This window comes from Pedobacter sp. UYP1 (assembly GCF_040547305.1).
Classification (GTDB): Bacteria; Bacteroidota; Bacteroidia; order Sphingobacteriales; family Sphingobacteriaceae; genus Pedobacter.
Map to the genome: position 1 here is coordinate 202,417 of NZ_JBEPPL010000008.1, position 23,899 is coordinate 226,315.

The window sequence follows — 23,899 nt, forward strand, 5'->3', positions numbered from 1 at the left end:
CTATGTAGTCCCCCACGAATCACTCGTGGGGACTGCTACGGTTGTTAATCAGAAGGCCTTCTGAAATTTTTGGGAAGTGTGAGAATCAAACGCGGGAACTAATAACTGCTTCCCAAACCGGTCATTAACCACCGCGCTTTCATCTCTTTATGAAATCTGTTTTGTACATTTAAACTCTGATAGCGAATCAAAGTCTGAACTGATTTCTGATACAAACATACAGGGATGTAACCGGCTAGCTATCAGAGGATTCCGAAGATTCCAATGATTCTGTTGGAATTCCGAAAATTCCTTGGAGATTCCGAAAATTCCATTTAATAATTATCAGTTAGTTGATTTGAAAAGGATTGAAGATTATAAACAAGAAGTAATTCTGGCTTATAAAAAGAGAAAAGATGAGGGATTATTACCTCCTAATTTGCAGTATCATACACCTGCAAATCTGAGAAAGGAATGTCTGGCTGTTTTTCATAAGCGATATTCCAAAAAGGATGAAGAGACTTTCAAATTATTACTCGATGAGGAAAGGAGTAGTGCAGAAGAATATTTTAAAAAGATCCAAATAACAAGTGCTGATAAGTTTAAACCGTTAGACAACTTTCTAAAAGGAAATACAGGTGATACAAAAGTTAAGAATATTGAGCTTTTAGCCTGGCTTATAGATTTCCAGCCAAGACCACATGTCTATGCAGATGTGTATGATCTGGTGAATATTGATAGGGAATTATCAATTCGTAAAGAGAAAGACTTAAGTGGAATGGCACCACCATCTAATAGATTGTTAGGTAACAATTCATCAGGCAGTGATTCACCAGGTAACAGTTCATTAACTAGCGATCAAAAGATTGGAAAAGGAAGATTTGGCATTCCTACTAAATTCAATAAAGCAGTTATCTCATTTGTTGCGGTCTTAGTTATTGTTGGCGGGTCCTATTTCTTTTATGATACCAATACCCAATGTATGTACTGGAATGGTGACGAATATCAATCCGTAACTTGTGATCAAAATATAGAAGGAATTCATGTTATTCCGAAGGATGCTTCCAGATTAAAGCAGTTGAAAAGAATAAAAAATATTGCAGAGATCACCCGGGAGGATATTGGAAAAGTTCATTATTCAAAGGTGAATGGTCAGGTTGAATTCTACACCGCTGGGGGTGAAAATCCTACAGATAGCCGTAAGAGATTATTGCCACTGTCTGAACATATGTTTATTGAATATATTGAGGGCAATAAGCAATAAAGAACTTCCAGGGAAAAACTGTCGGCCACATATTCCAACCGTCATTATAACAGACAATTTCTGACCAGAAAAACAAATAGCAGTGATCTTTTAACGCAAGCAGAAATTTATTGAATACCCATCTGAATGATCTTTTACAGGAAGATTAAAAATCAAAGTCTATGTCAATACTTTTGTTTTTTTCAATCTCCAGCACAATATCATAAGCGCTGATGAACTGATCAGGATTGTTGGCAAGCTGCGGAATCAGCATTAAAAACTTCTCCCAGATCAGCTGGATAGTCTCAGGTTCGTACAGCCCCGCGTCATAATCAACCTCACAGCTTATTTTCCCATGTCCCTCATAAAAATTAAAGGTCATCGGTAGCCTGGGCACAATTTCTTCCTGCGCAAGCAGTTGAAGGGAAAAATCACCATACTGGATCTGCTCCTGGATTAAGAATCCCGGGTCCTGGAAAACCAGGACAATATCAAAATAAATATTGCCGGTTACTTCAGGAATTACATCCTGATGTTCATCAATCAGTACTAAAGTATGGTGCGTATTTTCAACCAGAGCCTTAAAATTATTTTCAGGTGCTATAACTGTACGCACAGGTAAAGTCTTAACGAACATCCCAATTTCCTGATCCAGTTCAAACACGTTTCTTCCACTAAAAACTGTTCCAACACAAAAATCGTTTAGACCTGTATCTTTAAAAATCAACAGGTTAAAAGTCGCAAACAACATGGAAAAAATCGTCGAATTATAATTGACCGCGCTCTTTTTTAAATCGTCAAGTATATTTCCTGAAAGCTCATAAGTCACTCTTCTACCCTTTGAGCTACCATTTTTCAAAAAGTCTTTTTGAAAAATCCCCTTTCTTTGATAACCTGACAAATACTCCTTCCAGAATTTCTGATGATCGGGTTGCGTTGCGATCCTGTTATTGTACCATTCGGAATAATCTTTAAATTGAATATCAGGCTCAACAGGAGTAATACCATTCAGGGCATGGAGAAAATCCTTCACAAAAAACTTAAAGGAGATACCATCCATAATCAAATGGTGAGTAAGAAATATTAAATTGCTTTCCCCTGTCACTTTATGTACGATACCAATTTTTAAGAGTAAATCATTAGCAAGATCAAATTCATACTCTACATAGGCTTTAATCAACACTGCTGCCTCTTCTGGCGAAACAGCATCAGTTACATGAACTTCAAATTTAAGCCTGTCTACATCCTGTATATTTTGATAGGCTTCCCCATTAATTTCTTTGAAATTAGTTCTTAGGATTTCATGCTTGCTGATTAAACTGATTATTGCCTGCTCAATTTTCACTTTATCCGGAACTCCATTAATCTCAAATATGGCACTCATATTGTAGGCAACAAGCAAATCTGTGTTCAAACAGGCCTGCCAGATACCCTGTTGTGCAGGAGTTGATTTATAATATGTCTGCTCTGTTGCCTTTTCTATGCTATGGATTATTGCAGGATTTAAATTATCAATGTACTTTCCCAGTAAAAAAATACTGGGCTTTGTAAAAACATCCTTCATGGTAAGCCGGATGTTAAATATCCGGTAGATAGCGGATGTCATTTTCACAGCCATCAGAGAATGTCCGCCCAAAGAAAAGAAGTTATCATGGATATTCGTCAGCCGACCAAGATTCAGTTCTTCCTTCCAGAGTGTTAAAAGCTTTTCCTCTGTTGCTGTTTTGATACCAGTATCAATCATGACCGCAGCAGGTAGCTCAAACTCCATCGCCAACAGCGCTTTTCTATCTATTTTCTGATTAACGGTCAGCGGGAAGCTTTCCACTTGAACAAATACCTCAGGTATCATATAGCCTGGCAGATAATTTTGTAAAAATTCCTTTGCCAGCGGAACGATATTTTCAGCTGTCTGTTTTGGGATATAGGCAACCAGCACACCTTCCGGGCTATTCAATTCAGAGCTTAAGATTACCGTATTATCACATTTCAAAAACCTGTTCAGCTGAGTTTCGATCTCTCCTGGTTCAATTCTGTATCCTCTTATTTTTAACTGATGATCATTTCTTCCACAAAATTCAATTTCTCCTTCAGCAGTCCATTTGCCCAAGTCTCCGGTTTCATAAAGCTGATTACCTGGAATAAATGGGCTCGAAATAAATTTAGCAGCGGTTAATTCTTCATTTTGACAATAACCTTTACTCAAGCCAGGGCCTCCGATAAAAATCCTTCCAATAGTTCCTGCAGGTACAATTTGCAAATCCTGGTCTACAATATAAAACCGCATATTACAGATAGGTCTTCCAATATTTGAAGCCTGATCAGGCCGTTCAATTTTTTTCAGGGCAGACCAGACCGTTGTTTCTGTAGGGCCATACATATTCCACAATTCCGCAACGTTTGAAAGTAATTTTTCAACCAGCGCTTTGCTTAACTGATCACCGCCACAAAGAATTCTTATTGCTTTATCGCCTTCCCAGCCTGCATTAAAAATCAATTGAAAAAAGCCAGGCGTAGCCTGAAGAACCGTTGGTTTTACCGTCTTTATTTCTGCCAGTATTTTTTGAGGATCAGCAAGAATGTCCTTTTTTACCACATAGACTGTTCCACCGGAAATTAAAGGGCCAAAAAATTCAAGAATTGAGATATCAAAAGAAATTGTTGTGATGGAAAATACCAGGTCGGCAGGAGATAAACCGGGTTTTCTACGCATACTGATTAAGAAATTCGCTAAAGAGCTATGCCTGATTTCTACCCCTTTAGGACGACCAGTAGACCCGGAAGTGTAAATAATATAAGCACTGTCTGCAGCTTTTGCCCGATTGATCTCCAATTCTTCTGGCGTAGTAAAGGCAAGAATATCGGCCAGATGAATCTGCTTTACATCTACTATAGCTGTCGCATCATTTTCACAAATAATTGTTTTTGCTTTACAATTTTCAACAATAAATGCAATTCTGTCTTCAGGGAAATCCGGATCAATCGGAACATATGATTTACCTGCTTTGAATATACCCATCAATAATACCGGCAAGTCAGCTGAGCGGTTTACTAAAATAGCAATAGCTTCATTGCCCTCTCCCAATTGCGCCAGAAGCCAGGCAGCAATGGCGTTTGATCTTTGCGAAGCTTCGAGGTAGGTATATTCTTTTAATGAATCCCTTAATGCAACATGATCAGGATTATTTTCGACCTGTTCTTCAAAAAGATCAACAACGGTCTGAGCTGAAGGATAGGGATACGCCGTCTGATTCAATCCGGTGATCAAAAACTCCTTTTCCTCAACACCAAGAAAATTAAGCTTGCACAGTTTTTCATAAGGATTCGCTATAATGTCTTCAAGCAGGAGTTGAAAATGAGTTATAAAATTTGTGACTCGTGTACCTTCAAAATAGTCAAGACTATAATCAAAGTCAATCCTTACATCTTCTGCATTGTCAAATTCACGGACATATAAAGCTAGTGCTACTCTTTCTGCCTGATGAGTCAATGGAATCACCTGCGTAACGGTATGCTCAAAATGTACAGAATAGTCCTGTTTTTCATAGGACAATGTGATATCGAAAAGCTTTCGCTCCTGGTCAAATAAGTTTAATTCCTGGATGAGCTTGCCCAGGGGAAATCTTTGGTGCCGGTAATCCTGTTTTAGCTCCTGCTTGATATTGCTGACCAGTGCTGCGAAGGAATCTTCAAAATCAAGGTTAATCCTCAGGGGTATTATCCCGGTGAATAAACCAGCTGTTTTTTTGAAAGCAGCTCCGGAGCGGTTTAACATAGGTATACCCACAGCAAAATCATTAATCCTTTTTATCCTGCCAAAATAAGTATATACAATTGCCAGCAAAAGATGAAAAGTGGTAGACTGCAGCTGAACAGCCAGTTCATTAAGCTGATTATACTGTGCGCGTTTAATTAACCATTTTTTTCTTCTGCTCCCCTGTTTTCCAGATTGGCTATTATTTTTAACGAACACGTTTTCAGGTAAAACAGAAAACTTCTCCGCCCAGTAAGATTTATCCAGCCGATAGGTTTCGCTGTTACGGTAGTTTGCATCATCTTTGGTAAATGCCGTATAAGAATAGGGATAAACAGACTGAATAGCCCCAAGACTGCTCAATTCATTGTAGTTTTGCACCAGCCGGCGAAACATCAATGAAGTTCCCCAGCCATCTGTAATCAAGTGATGGTATACAGAAAACAAATAATGAAAATCATCTGCTACTTTTAACAGCATAATTTTGTGTAAGAAAGTCTGGTCGTCAAGTCTGAATGGTTCAAGAAAACGAGACTGCATATAGGAAGTGGCATCGTTAACAGGATCGGAATGGGAAGAAAAATCTATCAATTCAAGATCGGCGATATCAGTATCACGGATACAAAATTCAGGGGAGTCATCTTTAACTGTTAATACGCTACGACAAATATCATGTTGACTGATCATTCCAAGATAGGCTTTATTGAAAGAAACAAAGTCTATTTTACCCCTAATTTCAGTGCGGGCACCTATGTTATAAACGGGTCTGTCCGGATAAAGCAGTTGCTCAAAATAAATATCTTCTTGTGGTAAAGTTAATCTCATCCTGTGTAGCTTGTTCGTTAGAATATATTGATCGTTAGAATGTCTTGTTTGTTAAAATATCTTGTTCGTTAGAATATATTGCCCGAATTCAGAATATCGTTGGGGTCTAAAAGCTGCTTAATGTCTTTCATCAGCTTGATTTTTGTCTTTTCATTAAACCGTGAATAAACTTCCCGGTTATATGTACCAATACCGTGCTCTCCGGAAATTTCCCCGCCAAGCCGCACTGCTTCTGTAAATAATAAGTCTATACATTCATGAATGATCGCTTTCCATTTTTGAGCATCCATATGTTTATCCCTGAAAACATTGATATGGAAATTCCCATCTCCAATATGGGCAATCACAAGATATTGAAGCCCCAGTTGAGTACACACCGCGTCTATATGCTGATACATTAAGTCTATATGCGACCTGAGTACTACCAGGTCAAAGTCTTTAAATTCACCGGTACTTACAGCAACCGAACCGATATTTTTCCTGAATTCCCACAGACGGGCAATTTCGGCTGGTGTCTGAGCCACAAAAATTTCTTCATCGGTATATTCACCAAGCATTTCAGCATAATTGAGCAGCATAGCCGATCCATGAGCTTCTTGATCGGCTTCAAATTCAATCCATAGCAACCCCTGGGTATCCTCACTGATCGCATACCTTTTGTCCATTGAACCAGCAGCTAATTTGAATCCATTTTTATCCATAAACTCTAGTCCGGATGGATTAAACCCAGAGATAAAGAGCTTTTTAACAAAACTGAATAGTTTTTCTGAAGACAAAAACGGCACGAGTATGAGGGTCTCATGCTGCAGTGTAACCAGTTGTATAACAGCCTTGGTGATAATGCCAAGTGTCCCCTCACTGCCTGTAAACAGTTGAGTCAGGTTATATCCGGAAGCATTTTTTCTAACATTTTTCCCTGTCCATAGTATCTCTCCATTTGGAAGTACGACCTCCAGATTGAGCACATAGTTTTTTGTAGGGCCGTATTTTACGGATTTCGGGCTTCCGCTTGATACGGCTATATTTCCCCCGATCATGCTTCCATAGGCACTGCTGATATTCTGAGGAAATTTAAGCCCTGCCTCCAATACTCTTTTTTCCAGCTCCAGCGTATTCACCCCCGCCTCCAGGATCACAAATCTATCTACCCGATTAATCTCAAGAATACGGTTAAGCCTCTCCATAGAAAGTACAATACTTTGCTCTTCAGGTATCGAGCCACCACTCACTCCTGTTCCTCCCGATCTGACCACCACCCTGGTTTGGTGGAGATTGCAAAACTTTAAAATCTCCGCAATCTCTTCCGCATTTCCTGGTTTAACAATACACAGGGATTTATAGAATTTACCTGAGCTGCAATCCTGTGTATAGCCAAATTGGTCTTCTGCATTGCTGATGATATTCTGATGACCTACAAGAGCCGATAATGCAGCTATAGTTTCAGCATCTTTCATTCATACTAGTTTAAGTTCAGTTTTTTTTCTCTTTCCACGGCTTCAAACAAGGCTTTAATATTATCAATACCAAAGCCTTCATAATTATTGACGCGCTGTATGATTTCGTAAAAAAAAGTTGGTCTGTCACCAATTGGCGTAGTAAAAACCTGAAGAAGCAGAGAATCACCTATAATATCACATAAAATGCCATATTTCTTAAATTTAGCAACATCCAATGCCGGGTATTTCTCTTTTAATTCAGTATAATAAGAATCCGGATAGGAGGAGAATCTAACGCCGTTTTTCCTAAGGACCTCAACTGTATTGAATATATTGGAAGATGTAAAAGCGACATGCTGAATTCCTGAACCGTAATTTTTATCCAGAAATAACTGTACTTGTGTACTTTTATGCTGATCGGGTTCTACCAGGACATTATTCATCTGCTTGCCTTCAGTCTGTAAGACCTTCAGCAACATCCCGATTTTTTCCTCTTCTCCATTTTGTCTATGGTCAAAACATTTGACTGTTTTGGATTGAAAAATAGTATTAAAGTAACGTTCCCACATACTCATTTCATTAATCCTCATGGCACTGGCAATGTGGTCAATTCCAGTCAGGCAGGAATCCTCTTCATTAAAATCCCAATCTTCCTCTACCGGTTTATAGCCTGGCAGAAATATGCCATTATACTCAGAAGTATCCACAAACATGATTTCATTGTCATCAAATATTTTGATTGAAGCTGTGACCACCTTTCCATCACTATCTGTTACGGTTGCAGGAAATTTAACCGGAATTGCCCCCTTCCCTAGTATATCAACATAAAAATCATCAATATTTTTAATAGCAATCCCTATCCTTTTTATTCCATTTCCATGCAGGTCTACAAAAGATACGATATCGTGTGAGCTAGGTTGTGAGGCTGCGGTGATCACGATTTTAATATTATTCTTAACTAAATAATAAGAACATTTTTCCTGCTGTCCCTTTTCGGGCCCATAGTAGGCCATCACTTTGAATCCCAATGCTTTTACATGCCAGTAAACAACCATTTTAGCCATTCCAACATAGTACTCTATAAAATCATATTCTACATTTAGAAAATCTGATTCAATTAATTCGTCTTTATACATATTCAAGGTTAAAAAGGCTGATTCTCATTTTTTGGTGAATTGACAGGAGCTAGTTTATTGTGCCGTTAATTGTGGCAGAACAATTTTGCTTCCTGAATAAATCCGGTGATTTGCTTTTACAAAATCACTATCCTCGGCTTTAAAAATATTTGGCACATAATTCTGCGGATTTCTATCAAACATCGGGAAGAGACTACTCTGAATCTGAACCATGATTTTATGTCCTTTTTTGAAAGTATGGTTGATATTGAGCAGTTCTACATTTACATTGGTCACCGCGCCAGGTATAAAAGGTTTCGGCGCAGAAAAGTCATCCCGGTAACGTCCGCGGATATAACCACTTCTGATCATTTGCTGGTAACCATTCATTTTGATTCCAGGCTTGTCGGTTTTCTGAGGCTTCAGATCCATTGGTAAAACATCAATTAGTTTAACAATGATATCAGCATCAGTATGATCCGTTGAGAATTTAAGCAAAGCTTCAATTTTTCCGGTAATCGTTAAATCATCGGTCAGTACTTCGGTTGAAAAAGTAAGCACATCAGGTCTTTTATAGGCAAACCGCTGGTCATCAGTCATAAAACTCTTCGCCACAAAAAGATTATAATTATCCTGTTCAATATAAGGAACAGGCTTTTTAGGATCACTCAGGTATTCAAAAAACACATCTTTTTGAGCCGCTCCCGGATCTTGGGCTGCCAACTTTTCATCCGAGGAAAAGAAGAAATCTTTTTGAACTGTTTTTGGCAACTTTTCATAGTAAGCCCATTCTTTTTTACCAGTATCAAAAAATGAAATATTAGCCAGAGGTTGCTGAGTTTTATGGTTAAGATAATGTTCAAAAAAATCAAACTCTTCCTTTAAATAACCACTATTGATATCCCGTCCATAATAGATATTGCCCACATAGGTTAAGCTATCATTATGAACATAATCACCATGACTCCAGGGACCTACAATATATTTGGTTGACTTCTTGTTGTTTTTTACTACAGCGTCGTAAGCGTTTACAATACCATATAAGTTCTGTTCATCATTCCATCCCCCAACAATCAAAACCGGACAATTTATATCCTTGATATATTGAACAGTATTGTGTTCTTGCCTGGCCTGGTCATAATCAGGATGATTTTTAAGATATCTCCAGAAATAGTTTTTATCAGAAAGTAAGTCTCCATAATTCTTAAGTGCTCCTTTTTTCAGAAAAAATTCATAGCTGTCTTTATCCAGTTTATTCGCATAGTTTTCATAAAAAGAGAAGTATTCCAAATTACGTTTCCACCATGGCCCTTCATTCCTGGCTGTTTTAGGTGTTCCAAACCAGTCTATAATCGGTGTATAGGCCAAACTAAAAAGTCCATAGCGTGTAAAGTCCTCAAAATAATCGTTGATCGAAGGTGCACCAATCTGAACTGCTTTGAGTGCGGGATGTCTGCTTAAACTCCCCATTAAGGCTGTCCATCCTCGGTAAGAATTGCCATACATTCCAACATTTCCGTTATTATTCTCTACATTCTTAACCAGCCAGTCCAGGGTATCGTAGGTGTCTGTAACGTCATCTGTCTTGATCTTATTTTTCTGACTGAATACAGGTTTCAAATTTACCATATCCTCTCCATCACTCATTGATCTTCCTCTGATATCCTGATAAACAAAAATATAGCCCTTGCGAACCAATAAGTCATTATACATCAGTTCATCGGGCATTTCTTTACCATAAGGATTAGAGCCATATGGTGTTCTGGTTAATAAAACAGGATATTTTACTGTATTATCTTTAGGCTGATAAATAGCGGTATACAATTCTACGCCATCCCTTGTCTTAATATATACTTCCTTTTTTTTATAATCTTTAACCGTAAAATCCTGTGCACTAAGGAAGTTACTGATCAGCATAAACAATACTAAAATTCTTTGTCTCATGGTTGATATTTTCTTTTATTGTAACACAAGCAGTTATCCAATTTATAATATATCGGATAACCATAAGCAATATAAATAAATTTTAAAAATAGTATTCATATTGCGGTATTAATTCCACTTTATTTACAAAAGCATATCGTTTTTGATCGCTTTAATTTCAAAAATAAAATCATCAGGCATCCGCATTAATCATTTCTTGCTTAAAGAAATCAAATAAATAGCCAACTCCTTTTATAAGCTTCTCTTTGCTGGGTTTGCTAAAGGATAACCTTATTGAATTAGTTTTGACTACACTATCTTTATGGTAAAAAAACCACATTGGACAAAAAATAACATTATAGCTATTGATAGCGCATTCTAATTGCTCTTTACTCACCTGAAAAGGGATAAATAATTCAAGGAAAAAACCGCCTTCGGGAATACGGTAATGCATGGGTAGCGGAAATTCATTAATGTACCTGTCCAGTTCCCTTAACATTACATCCCTCTTTTCTTTAAATGCCAATACTTTATCGCGATTGTACTTTTTCATAGAATAGGCATTCTGAAGTAATATACCTGCCACCAATGCCTGATCCAGGGTAGGATTGTTTACGGAAACATAAGCCTTCAACTCAGCTAAAACATCAGATTTCTTTAAATTGACCTCATTAAACCGGAGATTTCCACTAGCATACATAATTGCCAGACGTACAGAAGGGAACACTGATTTCGAAAAAGATTCTACGTAGATCACCCTGTTTGCATGATCAAGTTCTTTCAGACTTGGTAAGTCTATTCCTTCGTAGCGGAATATTTTATAAGCATTGTCCTCTACAATTAAAAAATCCCATTCATCTGCCAGTTCAATTAGTTTTTTCCTTTTCTCAAGCGGCATTACCGCTCCCGTAGGATTGTGAAAATCCGGATTAATATAGACTAACCTTACTGGCTTACCCAGCTCATTTGAAGTCTGTAACTGTACCAGGAGTTTTTGAATATCAATTCCACCTGCTTCATCAACTGGAATATAATGGACATCATATCCGCTGAGTCCTGCAAATGAATTAAAACCAATGTAGGACGGAGTTTCCGTGACCACAGTATGCCTATCCTGCTCACAAAATCTTAATATGGCCAGCATAAATGCTTCCTGCGCACCAACAGTCAAAATAATATCGTTTTCATCGATATCTTTAAAACTATAATCTGTTTCCAGGTAGGTCTTGATAATATTCGGGATAATCCCTTTCACATGGGTGTATTGACCAATCCTGGAATAAACTTCCAATTCATCAAGCCCCTGAGACTTCAGGTAATTAAAGTAATAATCAATATTTGTTAAGGCGCCTTGCAGATCAAAATAACTTTCGTCCGGTTTCCCTGAACCAAAAGAAATCAGCTCTTTACTTTTCAGATCAGTCTGCCCTAAAAAGGTCATAATATCTTCTTCAAGAAATCTGTCTGTATTTATCTTCAACTCGTTCATTAAATTTTAGTTAGTGTGGCTATAATTTGTTCAATATGGGGCGGTGTCATCATACTGCCATGCCCGCCCGTTACTTCTTCTTCCCGGAAAGGGGACTTTGTCAGCTCTTTCCAGAATAATCCATGTTCTTTATCAGAGTTCTTAGCTTTAAAATAAATCAGCTTTGTTTGCTCAACCGGATCATGGTGGGGAGTTGGAATATTTAATCCTATGGTCCTGAGCTGATTAATCTTTTCTATACAATGAGCCAGATCAGTCCCGGGGTATACCTTCTGAAAATAATCTTTCCAGAATTCAGGAATAATAAAATCATAATGCCGTAAGGCAACTTTCTTCTCTATCTCTTTCCAGAATAAGTCTATCTCCTGAATTTCAGCTAAATCACTGATGTCCAGCTGTGGACAAATATCCAGGATCAACGTCCTTTCCAGTTCAATTGACAACTGATAATCTGCTGTAAAATATTCCTTTTGATAATCACCATTATAATCAGGATTGATGTAATTAGGACTGTCGATCATGATCAACCGATCTGGTGCCTTTGCCTGCTGTTCAAAATAGTTTGTAACCAGGTAGGCAATATAGCCTCCGTAACTCCAGCCCAGCAATTGGATTTGATCAGGATCACCGAACTTTTCTAAAATCGTTTTTGCATAAAGCGCCGCCATCTCCATCGGATTAACGGCCGTAGGTGAGCATACCGCTTTATCAAACTTAAAGGCCCAGATATTAAAATGAGATTTCAATCCGTCAAAAAGATGTCTGTAACCAAGTATTTCACCTGTTCCTTCATGGAACACAATTAAATTGGGCTTTTGAGTATCAACGAAATTGTAATTTGAGAGTACAGCAAATTCAAGTTGACATTCCTCAGTTAAATGGGTGACTTTATTCTTTTCTACAGCTGATATCACCGGCAGCTGATCTGGAGAAATCTCTTTCTGCAGGATAGAAATTTTAGTCATCCGGGCAGCGATGTCCCTTAAAACAGGTGTATGCAGGATATCAGCGAGTTCAAGTGTATATCCATTCTGTTTAAGACGAGATACGATTTGTATGGATTTAATGGAATCACCTCCCAGGTTAAAAAAGCTATTATTAATACCTATCTGCTTAATTTTCAATATATCCTGACATACAGTAATCAGGGCCTTTTCGTTCGCCGTTTCTGGAGGCATATAAGTTGTTCCTTGATGTGAAAGGACTCCGGAAGGCCCGGGAAGATTCTTTTTATCAGTTTTCCCGCTAATGGTGAGCGGAATTTTATCTATTTGAATAAAATAAGCCGGAATCATGTATTCAGGCAGGCAGGTTAACAAATATTCACGAATCATCTGAATATCAATTTCCGCAGCAGCAACGATATAGGCCGCAAGTTCTTCCATTCCCGAACTTGATTTGATGTTAATGACAACTGCATCTATAAGCTGAGGATTCATTAAGAGCCAGTGCTCTACCTCTTTCAATTCAATTCTATGGCCTCTTATTTTTACCTGATCATCTATTCTTCCTCTAAATTCAATATTTCCATCAGGCAACCAGCGGCCTAAGTCGCCTGTTCTATAGAGATACTCCCCTGCTTTAAATGGGTTGGCAATAAATTTCTCAGCAGTAAGTTCAGCTCTGCCCAGATATCCCTTTGCAACTCCCCGGCCCCCAATGTAAATTTCCCCACTCACATTTAAGGGTTGTAATTGCTGCTCTTCGTTCAGGATATAGATTTGCTCATTAGCTAATGGTTTGCCAATAAGCGGCTTTATTCCATCTTTAAGATTAAACAGGGTACTATATATGGTAGCTTCTGTAGGGCCATAGGCATTCAGGGAAATAAATGGCTCTTTACGGAGTTTGTCAAAAAGAACAGTACTCAATGGTTCCCCGCCTGCAATTAAAACTTTAAGACCTGCAGGAAGATGCGCAGTGAGCTCATACAATTGCATCAATCTGGATGGGGTTGCTAACATTCCCTCAATTTTACCAGTGGCAAGCCGCTCTAAAAATAGGTAAGGATCCTGTAATTCTTCATCAGAAAAAAGATGAGCCTCCTTACCCGTACACAGCGCACCAAGAATTTCGAGTATAGAAAGATCAAAGGTAAGGCTGGTGGATAAGCCAAAACTCTTGAGCTTTGAAAAATGGAAAGGGCCGTCCAGATTCACTAAAAAGGACATCAGATTTTCGAGGGTTACCATCACTCCTTTTGGGATTCCGGTAGATCCTGAAGTATAAAGAACATAAGCCATGTCTTTTAGTGAGAAAGCACTATATAGCGCTTGTTTAGCATAAAGCTCTTGTTTAGAAGCAAATCTTCTCAGTTCATCACTGTCTATACATACTTTACAGTTGCAATCTTTTTTAATGTATTCAATTCGCTGCTCTGGATAATTCGTGTCGATAGCAACATAAGCACCTCCGGCCTTTAAAATACCCAGCATAGAGATGATCATCCACTCCGTTCTGTTTAATTTAATTCCGACAATATCATTTGGCCCTACGGCATAATTTTCCTGCAGGTAATGAGCCAGCTGATTTGAGCTTTCATCAAGCTCAAGATAGGTAATCGTGGTATTTTCAAAAACAATAGCCACACGGTCCGGATGTTTTAAAACCTGCGCACTAAAAAGGTCAACGACTGTTTTCTCCTCCGCGTATTTTACCAGAGTATTATTGAAACTGTAAAGCAAGGTGTTTTTTTGGAGACCAGTTAAAAAATCAGCTGTGCCTATTTTTTGAGCAGGATGTTTTAATAAAACAGACATCAGCTGCATATAATGCGCTATTAAGGTCTTGATTTCTTCTGTATCAAAGAGGTCTGTGTTATAATTTACACTAAAGAATAATCCTCCCCCTGTTTCTTTAAATTCTATATCGAGATCATATTTTGGAATACTGACCTCTTTTTTAGGCATTATCCTGTCTTGAAAATCTATCGTATCCTGTGTAGTCCCCGTTATTTCTCCCGCTGTATTCTGTAGAATAAGCAGCACATCAAATAAGGGGCTCCGTCCAGTATCTTTAATCAAATTAAGGTCCGCGATCAAATGGTCAAAAGGGTAACTCTGGTATTCAAAATCTGACAGTACTGCCTTTTTAACCTTCTCATAAAAAGACAAAAAATCTTCCTGTGGATCTACCTGATTCCGCAAGGGAAGCAGATTCAAATAAAATCCGATCTGGTTTTCCAGGTCCGGATGGTTCCGGCCTGCTACAGGCGTACCAATAATGATATCCTTTTGAGCGGTATATCTAAAAATCAAAACATTCCATAAAGCCAGCAGGCCGACAAATAAACTTCCATCCTGACCAGAACAAAATAATTTAAGGGCTGTAGTCAGTTCTGGTGAGATCCAGGTACTCAAATTACTTCCCTGATAAGATTTTATTTTGGGCCTGGTTTTCTGAAAAGGTAAAGTCACTGCCGGCAGTTCTCCAGATAGTTTCTCCAGCCAGTACTTCCGGTGATTCCGGAGTTCATGTATACCCGATTTTTCCTGTTGCCATAAAGTATAGTCTTTATACTGTATCCTCAGCTCCGGCAATTGCAGTTCCATTCCTTCATTATAGAAATTGTAATAGGCAAGAATGTCATTTTTCAATACGCCAAGAGACCATCCGTCACAAATTATATGATGTAATACATAATAAAAGGTACAAGTATCAGCCGAAGTCTGTAAGATAGCGGTACGTAATAATGGCCCGCTTTCAAGATCAAATGGTTTGCAGATATCCTGATTCAGATATTCCTGAATTAACTTTTCCGGCTCTGCTGCAGTACTGAAGTCTCTGTAATCTGTTCTAAATGCCAACTCCCGGAAAGACTTTATACTTTGTCTGACGGCTCCTTCTGTATTCGCGAAAAATACTGTCCGCAAACTCTCATGTCTTTCAATTACTGAAAGCACAGCTTTTTCAAGATTCGCCATATTTCCTTTAAAGGTTAAAGAATATGGCATGTTACTGCTAATATTGCTCTCCTCAAACCTGCTGAGTATCCACATACGGATTTGAGCGCTGGAAGCCATAAAATCATCCGCGTGGGATGCCACAGGAATCTCTGAATAATGATTGTTGCTAATTCCGGAACTCAGATTCTCGGACAGGTAGGCAATAATATCCTCCTTTTTAGCTTTTATTTCGTTCAGTAAATCAGGGTCAAGTGTTTCATTTTCGGTGAAGAGTTTCAACTTTCCATCCACAAAATCTATTAAAATACCTTCCTGTGCAATTTTATTTAAAAATCTGATCATAAATCTATCTCCCTGAAAGCAGCTCCTTTTTCTCTGACTTCTTTTTGTTTTTGTATAAAGTCTATAAATACTGACAGTTCCTCAATGACAGGATAATGAAATACATTTTTAATATTCATGTCCAGATTAAATTCCTTGTTTATTTTTGATAAAATATTCATAGCCTTAATACTATGTCCTCCCAATTCAAAGAAGTTAGCTGTAACACTTATGTTGTCTTTTTTCAACACACTCTCCCAGATTTTTACCAACCTGACTTGTGTATCGTTTCCGGGAGCAACGTATGTTTTACCAGTAATTTCTATGTTTTTTAATTGAGCAAGTGCACGTTTATCAACTTTACCATTGGTATTCAGTGGAATTTCCTCTACCTGGAAAAAATAAGCAGGAATCATGTAATCCGGAAGAGCTGCTTTTAAAAATTGCTTAATTTCTGAAAGATCAATTTCCGTTTTTGAGGTAAAATAGACAGCCAGTTCTATTTCACCTGTTTCCTGTTCTTGAATGGCCAGCACAACTGCATCTGTTAACTGCTCATTTTTTAAAATCGAATATTCAATTTCAGCCATTTCGACCCGATGTCCTCTGATTTTTACCTGGTTGTCCTTTCTTCCGAAATACACAAGGTTTCCGTCGGGCATCCATTTTCCAAGGTCACCAGTTTTATACAGGATTGCTGAAGGTTCAAAAGGATTGCTGACAAATTTATCTTCTCCTTGCTCCTGATGCAGATATCCTGAGGAGACAACCGCCCCCGAAATACAAATTTCACCTGGAACACCTACTGGTAAAGGCCTCAGCCATTGATCCAGAATATAGATTTTTGAATTGGCTATTGGTTTCCCAATTGGAACAATACCAGAATAGGAAACTATTGTATCAGCGTTGTTGTAAGTAATCGTGTCATAATAGGTGGCATCTGCGGTAACTTCCGCCGACCCGTATATATTTATTAAATGGGCGTTTTCATTTTGGACTGTATCATAAAACTGCTGAACAAGCTGAAGCTTAAGTTCTTCACCACTACAAGACCATAAACAAACATTTTGCAGTTGAGCTTTTAATAAAGCAGGATAATTCAGCATCGCTTTTAGCAATGAGGGTACGAGTAATAATCTTGTGATCTTATGCGCATAAAGGCTGTTTATAAAATATTTCATATCCAATAATTCCTCCCGCTGGTAAAGTACTAAGGGAATCCCTTTTAACAAAGGCCCGAATAACTCACAAATATGATCCACAAAACTTATGGATGTTTTTGCACAGCAAACCTCCCCTTTCTGAAAAGGATATTCTTCCCACATCCAGTTCAATCTGTTCATCAAACCGGAAGCTGTAAGCAATACTCCTTTAGGCAGGCCTGTTGATCCGGAAGTGTAAATAATAAACTCTGGATCTTCTGGTAAGGTCAGCAAAGTATCTTGTGCAGGATCAGCAGAATTCTTTAAATCTGCAAGGACCAGTGTATCCGCGTCTATCAATGCAGCACTATCACTATCTTTATAAATAAAAGCAATTCGCTCTGCCGGGGTTACAGGATCAACGGGAACGCTAACAGCCCCAATTTTATTCACGGCCAGTAAAACTGCAACCAGCTGCTGATCGTGTGTTAAAGAGATCAGCATGCGATCTCCATTTTTTATTTTTAGCGTATGGACAAAATATGCGGAGTATTTTTGGCGTAAAAGATCCAGTGCACGGAATGTAAAATTACCTCCTGCAGTTTTCAATGCAATTCCATCCGGGTTAATTTTAACCTGCTCTTCAAAAAGATCAGTTATCCGTTTATCTTGATGAAATGATTTCTGAGTGTTGTTAAATTGCTCAATAAGCTGGTATTTTTCCTCCTCAGCAAGCAGCTCTATTTCATCCAGCGAACTATTGGGATTACCTGCAAACTGAGTGATTATTGATTGAAGATGTCCGGTCAGTTCCAACATTCCCCTTTCGAGATAAATGTTACTATTGTATTTAAATTGAATAGACAATGCATTTTCTAATGGAACAACAACAACATTTAAGTCATAATTAGTTTGTTCAAATACATCTGCAGCAAGGATACTGAGTTCCTGATTTTCATTTCGCTGCTCAAGGTCTTCTTTCAGCAAATCAGCAATCGGATAGTTCTCAAAGATCATAATGTGGTTGATCAGCTGAGCTTTCAGCTCACTGACAGACTGAATTTCAGACAAATTAATATAGTGATGCTGATTCCCTGCTATGGCTTCTTTATTGAGTGTTTTTAAAAGTTCTGCTGGTGTTTCTATATCCTGATAATTCACTCTGACAGGAATTGTATTGATAAATAACCCAACCATGTCTTCTACGCCAGGCAAACTTGCTGGTCTTCCTGAAACTACAGCACCGAAAACCACATCTTTAACATCATTGTATCTGGAGAGCAGGTATCCCCAGGCTCCCTGGATAAAAGTATTTTGTGTGATACCCAGTTCGTTACAAAAGGATTGCAGCTGCGTATAAGCGCCACCTTCAATTTTAAGGATCTGTTTTGCTTGTTTATAGGCAGGCTGCGCTATAGCGGTTTTCTGATAAGGAATCTCAGCTATTTTAGTATAATCCCATAAATAATTTTCCCAATAGCTCCGTGACTTTTGCTCGTCAATCTGATTCAGCCAGCTGATATATCCGGAATAAGGTACTGGCGTTGGTAAATCTGGCGGCAGATTGTGGTCTATTGCATTTAAGAGTTGATAGAAATCTTTGATCAGCACGCCCATACACCATCCATCAATGATAATATGATGGTTACTCCAGATAAATTCATAGTCGTCATTTCCATGAGCGATTACCAGAAGCCTCATCTGAGAGCTGGATTCCAGGTTGAATCCCAATTCCCTATCATTTAATTTTTCCTGTTCAACAAAGACAGCCGCAGGTATTCCGGCCGGAATTTCCTTAGAGGTGAAATTGCTGGGTGCATATTTCCATACAATTTGCAAAGGTTCTTCACGCAGGTCATTTCTGAAACCTGTTCTCAGCACTCTATGTCTTTCTACCAGTTTATCATAGGCCTTTCTTACAGATTCAATATTCAATCCGGGAGCTTTGATGCGGTAAGACATTTGCTCAAAATACATGGGCGAAAATGGGTCTGCAAGGCAATGGTAATAAATCCCCTGTTGTAATGGGGAAAGGGTATAAATATCCGCTACATTATTATCCTTATTGATTTCCGCCAGCTCTTCCATACTCAAATCTTTGAAGGTCAGATCCCAGGAAGTAACTTTTGGATGTACGGTATTCGCTAAATGATCGATAAGACCGATCAGTGCTTCTTTATAACTAGCTGAAAGTCTTTCTATTGTCTGAGCACGATAGGTGTTTGAAGCATAACCCAGAGACATCGTCAGCTCGCCAGCAACCAACATTCCTGAGACACTGAGCAAGATATCGTCTGTGGTCTCCTCCGTGTTATTGCGCCCGATGTATTCACTGGAAAACTCCAGAGCTGAGTCTTTATCTTCTGGCAGGGTATTGTCAAAATCGCCCAGGTAATTAAATAAAACAGCTGCTTGGACAGGATGATGAAAATCATCTCTGAGATAGTTAAGCATCCCATATCCGATTCCTTTGTTGGGTATTCTTCTCAGGTCTTCTTTAACCTTGATCAGACTATCTTGCGCGGCAGGTGAGTCTGATATCGCTAAAACATAAGGATACATTGTTGTAAACCAGCCTACTGTCCTGCTGATATCCACATCCTGCAAAATTTGTTCTCTGCCATGTCCCTCCATTTTCACCATACTTTTATCTATCCCAAAGACCTTTTTTATGGCAATAGCCAGGCAGCTGAGTAAAATATCGTTGATCTCTGTATTGTAGGCATGGTGTACACCAGACTTGAGTATTTCTGTGACCGACCTGTCCAGATTAAAAGTTATATGGCGATCTATACGTGGAGACTGAGCAGTATGAATCTCTTTTGGAAAGGGTGTAACAAACTGGTTAAGAACCCGTTCCCAATAACCCTTCTCCGCTTCAAATTGTTCAGATCTGGCCATTTCCTGTTGTAAAAATGCCCAACGCTGAAAAGAGTCAGTCTTTAAGGGTAATACATGATTTTCGGCCTTGATATAACTGCTGTATAGCAGTGCAAGATCTTCCAGTAAAATCCTCCAGGACATTCCATCCACTACTAAATGATGAATAATGAGCACAACCCTGTCCCCATCATTTAAGCTGAAATGACCTGCGGTTATCAGGGGGCCTGTTTCCAGCTGAAAACCTGCCTGCAGTTTTTCAGCTATGGTGCCCATTTCAGCTACCCCATTTTCATGACCTCTTAAATCAGTATACAGCACAGTAAAATTGTCACCATACAAATCCTGATTGAACTGTTCCCACTTGTCGTTTTGCTTCCTGAAAACCATACGCAAGGCATCGTGATGGTTTGCGAGTTCCACCATACATTTCCTGAGCAGTGCAGTATCCAGCCGCTGTGTACTTTTCAAGACAACTGATTGATTGTAGTGCTGATAATTATTTAGATTCTGGCTAAAAAAATAGTGCTGTACAGGAGTCATTACTACCGGGCCAAGGATCACTGACTGATCCGCTATGGTCTGCTCCTGACTCATGAATCCAGCCATTCTTTCCAGTACAGGAAATCCAAGAATATGCTCTATCTTCAATTGATATCCTTTCTGTTTTAGACGGGATACAATTTGTATCGATTTGATGGAGTCACCCCCTGAATTATAAAAATCGTCTCTTATCCCTATCTTATTTTTTTTGAGAACATCTTCCCATACACTGATCAATACCCGCTCTTGCACCGTTCTGGCAGGTACAAAAGAGGAATTGTGCGCATCATCTGGTAAAGTGCTGCTGTCAGGATCCGGCAGTGATTTTTTATCCACTTTTCCGTTAGGGGTCAATGGAAGTTCAGTCAGCGCCACAAAATGAGAAGGAAGCATATATCTTGGTAAGATTTCCAGTAAATGTCTTCTCAGTTCATAAATGTCTGGCTGCTTGTCGGAAACGATATAGGCAACAAGTTCTTTATCTCCTGTTTCTGAGGTCTTAACCACCAATACAGCGTCATTGACTTCGGGACTGGAAAGAATAGCATGTTCTACTTCTCCTAATTCAATCCGGTATCCTCTGATTTTTACCTGTTCATCTTTTCTTCCTAAGAATTCAAGATCGCCGTTTCTGAGCCTTCTTACTAAATCGCCTGTTTTATACAAACGTCCGCCTTTTTCAAAAGGGTTAGGGATAAATTGTTTAGCGGTCAGTTCTTCTTTATTTAAATAGCCTGATGCTACACCATCTCCTCCAATATATAATTCCCCGCATACCCAATCCGGTACAATTTGCAGATAATCATCCAGGATATAGACAGCATAACCAGCAACAGGCTGACCGATGATCTTTCCATTTAAATGCTGCTGATCGCCCGGACCAACCGGGTATGTTTTTTTAGTACACCAGATAGTCGTTTCTGTAGGTCCATATAATTCATGGATTACTGCATGTTCAAAATATTTTTTGATGTTGAGTAAATGTAAAGTCTGCACAGCATCACCACCAATATGAATATGCCTGATGGCGGTAAAGGCTTTGATTCTTTCTGCGTCCGGAACCGAGCTGATCATCTGCTCTAAAAATGACGGGATAATCTGGATATGTGTAATTTTTGACAAAATAGCCATTTGGTTTTCCCCGGCCAGAATGTCAAAACGGTTAATGATGATCAGTTCCCCCCCCGAAAGCAGCGGCGGAAGTATTTCAAACAGAGAGATGTCAAATGAGTAAGACGCATGGTTCAGCATTTTAATCTGATCAGGAAAATCTTTAATATGTCCGAGGATCACCTGGCTATGTCTGCTTAAATTCTGATGCGTTAACAAGACACCTTTAGGATTTCCTGTAGTCCCAGAGGTATAAATTACATAAGCAAGGTCATTCATCTCAACCTCTTCAGGTTTTCCAGGTAAATAGGTAGCTCTTGTGGACAAGAATTGGTGGATTACCTGTTCATTGATCAGAAATTTACTGTTGCAATCCTGAAGGATATAGTCTATTCTGGATGCAGGATAACCCGGATCAACCGGAACATATACGGCTCCAATTCTTAAAACGGAGAGGAAGCTCCAGATAGCCGGAATAGAATGTGGAAGGCTGATAGCTACAAAATCACCCTTTTTAACATCACCATATTCTTTCAGATAAGTTCCAAACTGGTCTGCCAGCTGATATAGCTGATGGTAAGTCAATTGTTCCTCTCCTTGTGAAACAGCAATTTTTTCTGCTGAGATTTCTTTCTGTGCGTCCAGCAGGGCTAAAACAGCTACAGGAATATTTTCTATAGCCGGAGACTGTTCTTTGACTGGTGTTACATAGTTGATATGGGAAACTGGTAAATGATCCTTTTCAATAAGACCCGACAAAAGAGTAATGAAATGATCTGCCAGTTGCAAGATAAACGAATGCTCAAAAAGATCCGTCCGGTATTCGATGTTTAAAACTAAATGGTCTGCTTTTTTTACAAAATTAAAAATGAGATCAAGCCTGGAAACGTCATGGGTTATTCCCATTGCAGTAATCGTGAGCTCATCTTCAAAATTCAGTTCTTTTGTTTGATGCGTAAAATCTTCTCTTAAAGAGACCATGACGTCAAATAATGGAGAGCGGCTCAGGTCTTTTTTAATTCCAAGATTTTCAACCATCAAATCAAACGGATAATACTGATGTTCAAACGTAATATTTGTACTGGCTTTAATTTCCTTAAGGATACCTGAGAAAGATTTTTCAGGATCTATAGCCACCTTTACAGGCAATAAATTCAGATAAGGTCCAATCTGGTTTTCCAGCTCTAGATGATTTCTTCCTGCCACTGGCGTACCCAAAACAAATTCTTTTTGCGCAGTGTACCTGTACAGCAATACCGATACTCCGGAAAACAGGACATTAAATAAACTGCATTGATTGACCCGGGCATAAGCCACCAATTGTTCCACGAAATCTGTCTGGAGTTCACGGCTTTCTATTTTACCTTCATTCGACTGGACTGCCGGACGTGAATATTGGGAAGGAAGATCAAATAAAGGAATCCCGTTCTCAAATGTTTTCTTCCAGTATTCCCGGGATTGAGTTCCATTTTCGGATGCCAGGTATTTAAGCTGCCAGTCCGCAAAGTCTTTATATTGAATCTGTAATGCTGGCAAGGCGCTAAAGGCTTCAATATCCCGATAACCAAATATCAATTCTCTGATGAGTATTTCCATTGACCAGCCATCACTGATAATGTGGTGCATTGAAAAATAAAGATGCCATTCATTTTCAGCTAAACGGAATAAACCAATCCGGATGAGTGGTAGCTGGTCCAGCTTGAATTTATCTTTTACCCTTTCTTCAATCTTATTTTTAGAAGCCGCTACCGGATCTTTGGCTGCAGAGAAGTCAGCTAACTCCAGCTGATAGTTTGCGGCATTAAAGGGAATTACTTGCTGACAGGCATTCCCATCTTTATCTTTTAAAAAAATAGTTCTTAAAATTTCATGCCTATGGACCAGAACATGGAAAGAGTTCTCCAGCTTTCCCGCGTCTAAAGCTCCTTTTAACAGGAATGCACCTGAAATGAGATGTGTACTTGCTTTGGCTTCAAGATTTTCACTTATCCAAAACCTCTTTTGGGAGTGCGCTAAAGGATAACTACTGGAAATTGCCGTTTTCGGAATTCCAGCATAATATTTCTTAGCCAGGGAAGATCTTAAAGTCAGGAGTATAGCTTCCTTATTTAATTTAATTTCCTTCAATAATTCTGGAGTTACTGTACCCTTTGGTGCCTCAATCTGCAAGTCATCATTAATTACTGACAATTTGATCTTCTTTTCACTGAGCTGCTTTAAAAAAAACTCCATAG

At 38.8% G+C, this 23,899-nt stretch carries 8 protein-coding genes; 1 reads left to right on the plus strand and 7 read right to left on the minus strand.

Annotation, left to right across the window (positions count from 1 at the left end):
* Positions 1–292: 292 nt before the first annotated feature.
* Positions 293–1,243, plus strand: coding sequence for a hypothetical protein (locus ABIB30_RS17030; protein WP_354304050.1), 951 nt, complete (start codon positions 293–295; stop codon positions 1,241–1,243).
* A gap of 145 nt (positions 1,244–1,388) precedes the next feature.
* Here the strand turns inward: ABIB30_RS17030 and ABIB30_RS17035 are convergent, their stop codons facing one another.
* From ABIB30_RS17035 to ABIB30_RS17065, 7 genes are all read right to left on the minus strand, one after another.
* Entirely contained in the window at positions 1,389–5,801 is a 4,413-nt protein-coding gene (locus ABIB30_RS17035; RefSeq protein ID WP_354304052.1) for a non-ribosomal peptide synthetase, read from the minus strand.
* Between the two features lie 68 nt (positions 5,802–5,869).
* Positions 5,870–7,255, minus strand: a complete 1,386-nt coding sequence (locus ABIB30_RS17040) for an FAD-binding oxidoreductase (protein ID WP_354304054.1) — start codon at positions 7,253–7,255, stop codon at positions 5,870–5,872.
* Positions 7,256–7,260: 5 nt separating this feature from the next.
* Positions 7,261–8,373 (minus strand): VOC family protein, encoded by a 1,113-nt coding sequence (locus tag ABIB30_RS17045; protein WP_354304056.1) that lies wholly within the window; start codon positions 8,371–8,373, stop codon positions 7,261–7,263.
* A 54-nt stretch (positions 8,374–8,427) separates the two neighbouring features.
* Entirely contained in the window at positions 8,428–10,296 is a 1,869-nt protein-coding gene (locus tag ABIB30_RS17050; protein WP_354304058.1) for a CocE/NonD family hydrolase, read from the minus strand.
* Between the two features lie 172 nt (positions 10,297–10,468).
* The gene (locus ABIB30_RS17055) at positions 10,469–11,764 is read right to left on the minus strand and encodes an aminotransferase-like domain-containing protein (RefSeq protein ID WP_354304060.1); all 1,296 of its coding nucleotides are present in this window, start codon (positions 11,762–11,764) and stop codon (positions 10,469–10,471) included.
* Positions 11,764–16,011: a non-ribosomal peptide synthetase gene (locus tag ABIB30_RS17060; RefSeq protein ID WP_354304062.1), complete on the minus strand. Its 4,248-nt coding sequence runs from the start codon at positions 16,009–16,011 to the stop codon at positions 11,764–11,766. Before ABIB30_RS17060 ends, ABIB30_RS17055 begins: the two co-directional genes overlap by 1 nt.
* The gene (locus ABIB30_RS17065) at positions 16,008–23,897 is read right to left on the minus strand and encodes a non-ribosomal peptide synthetase (RefSeq protein WP_354304064.1); all 7,890 of its coding nucleotides are present in this window, start codon (positions 23,895–23,897) and stop codon (positions 16,008–16,010) included. The genes ABIB30_RS17060 and ABIB30_RS17065 overlap by 4 nt, the downstream gene beginning before the upstream one ends.
* Positions 23,898–23,899 lie beyond the last annotated feature (2 nt).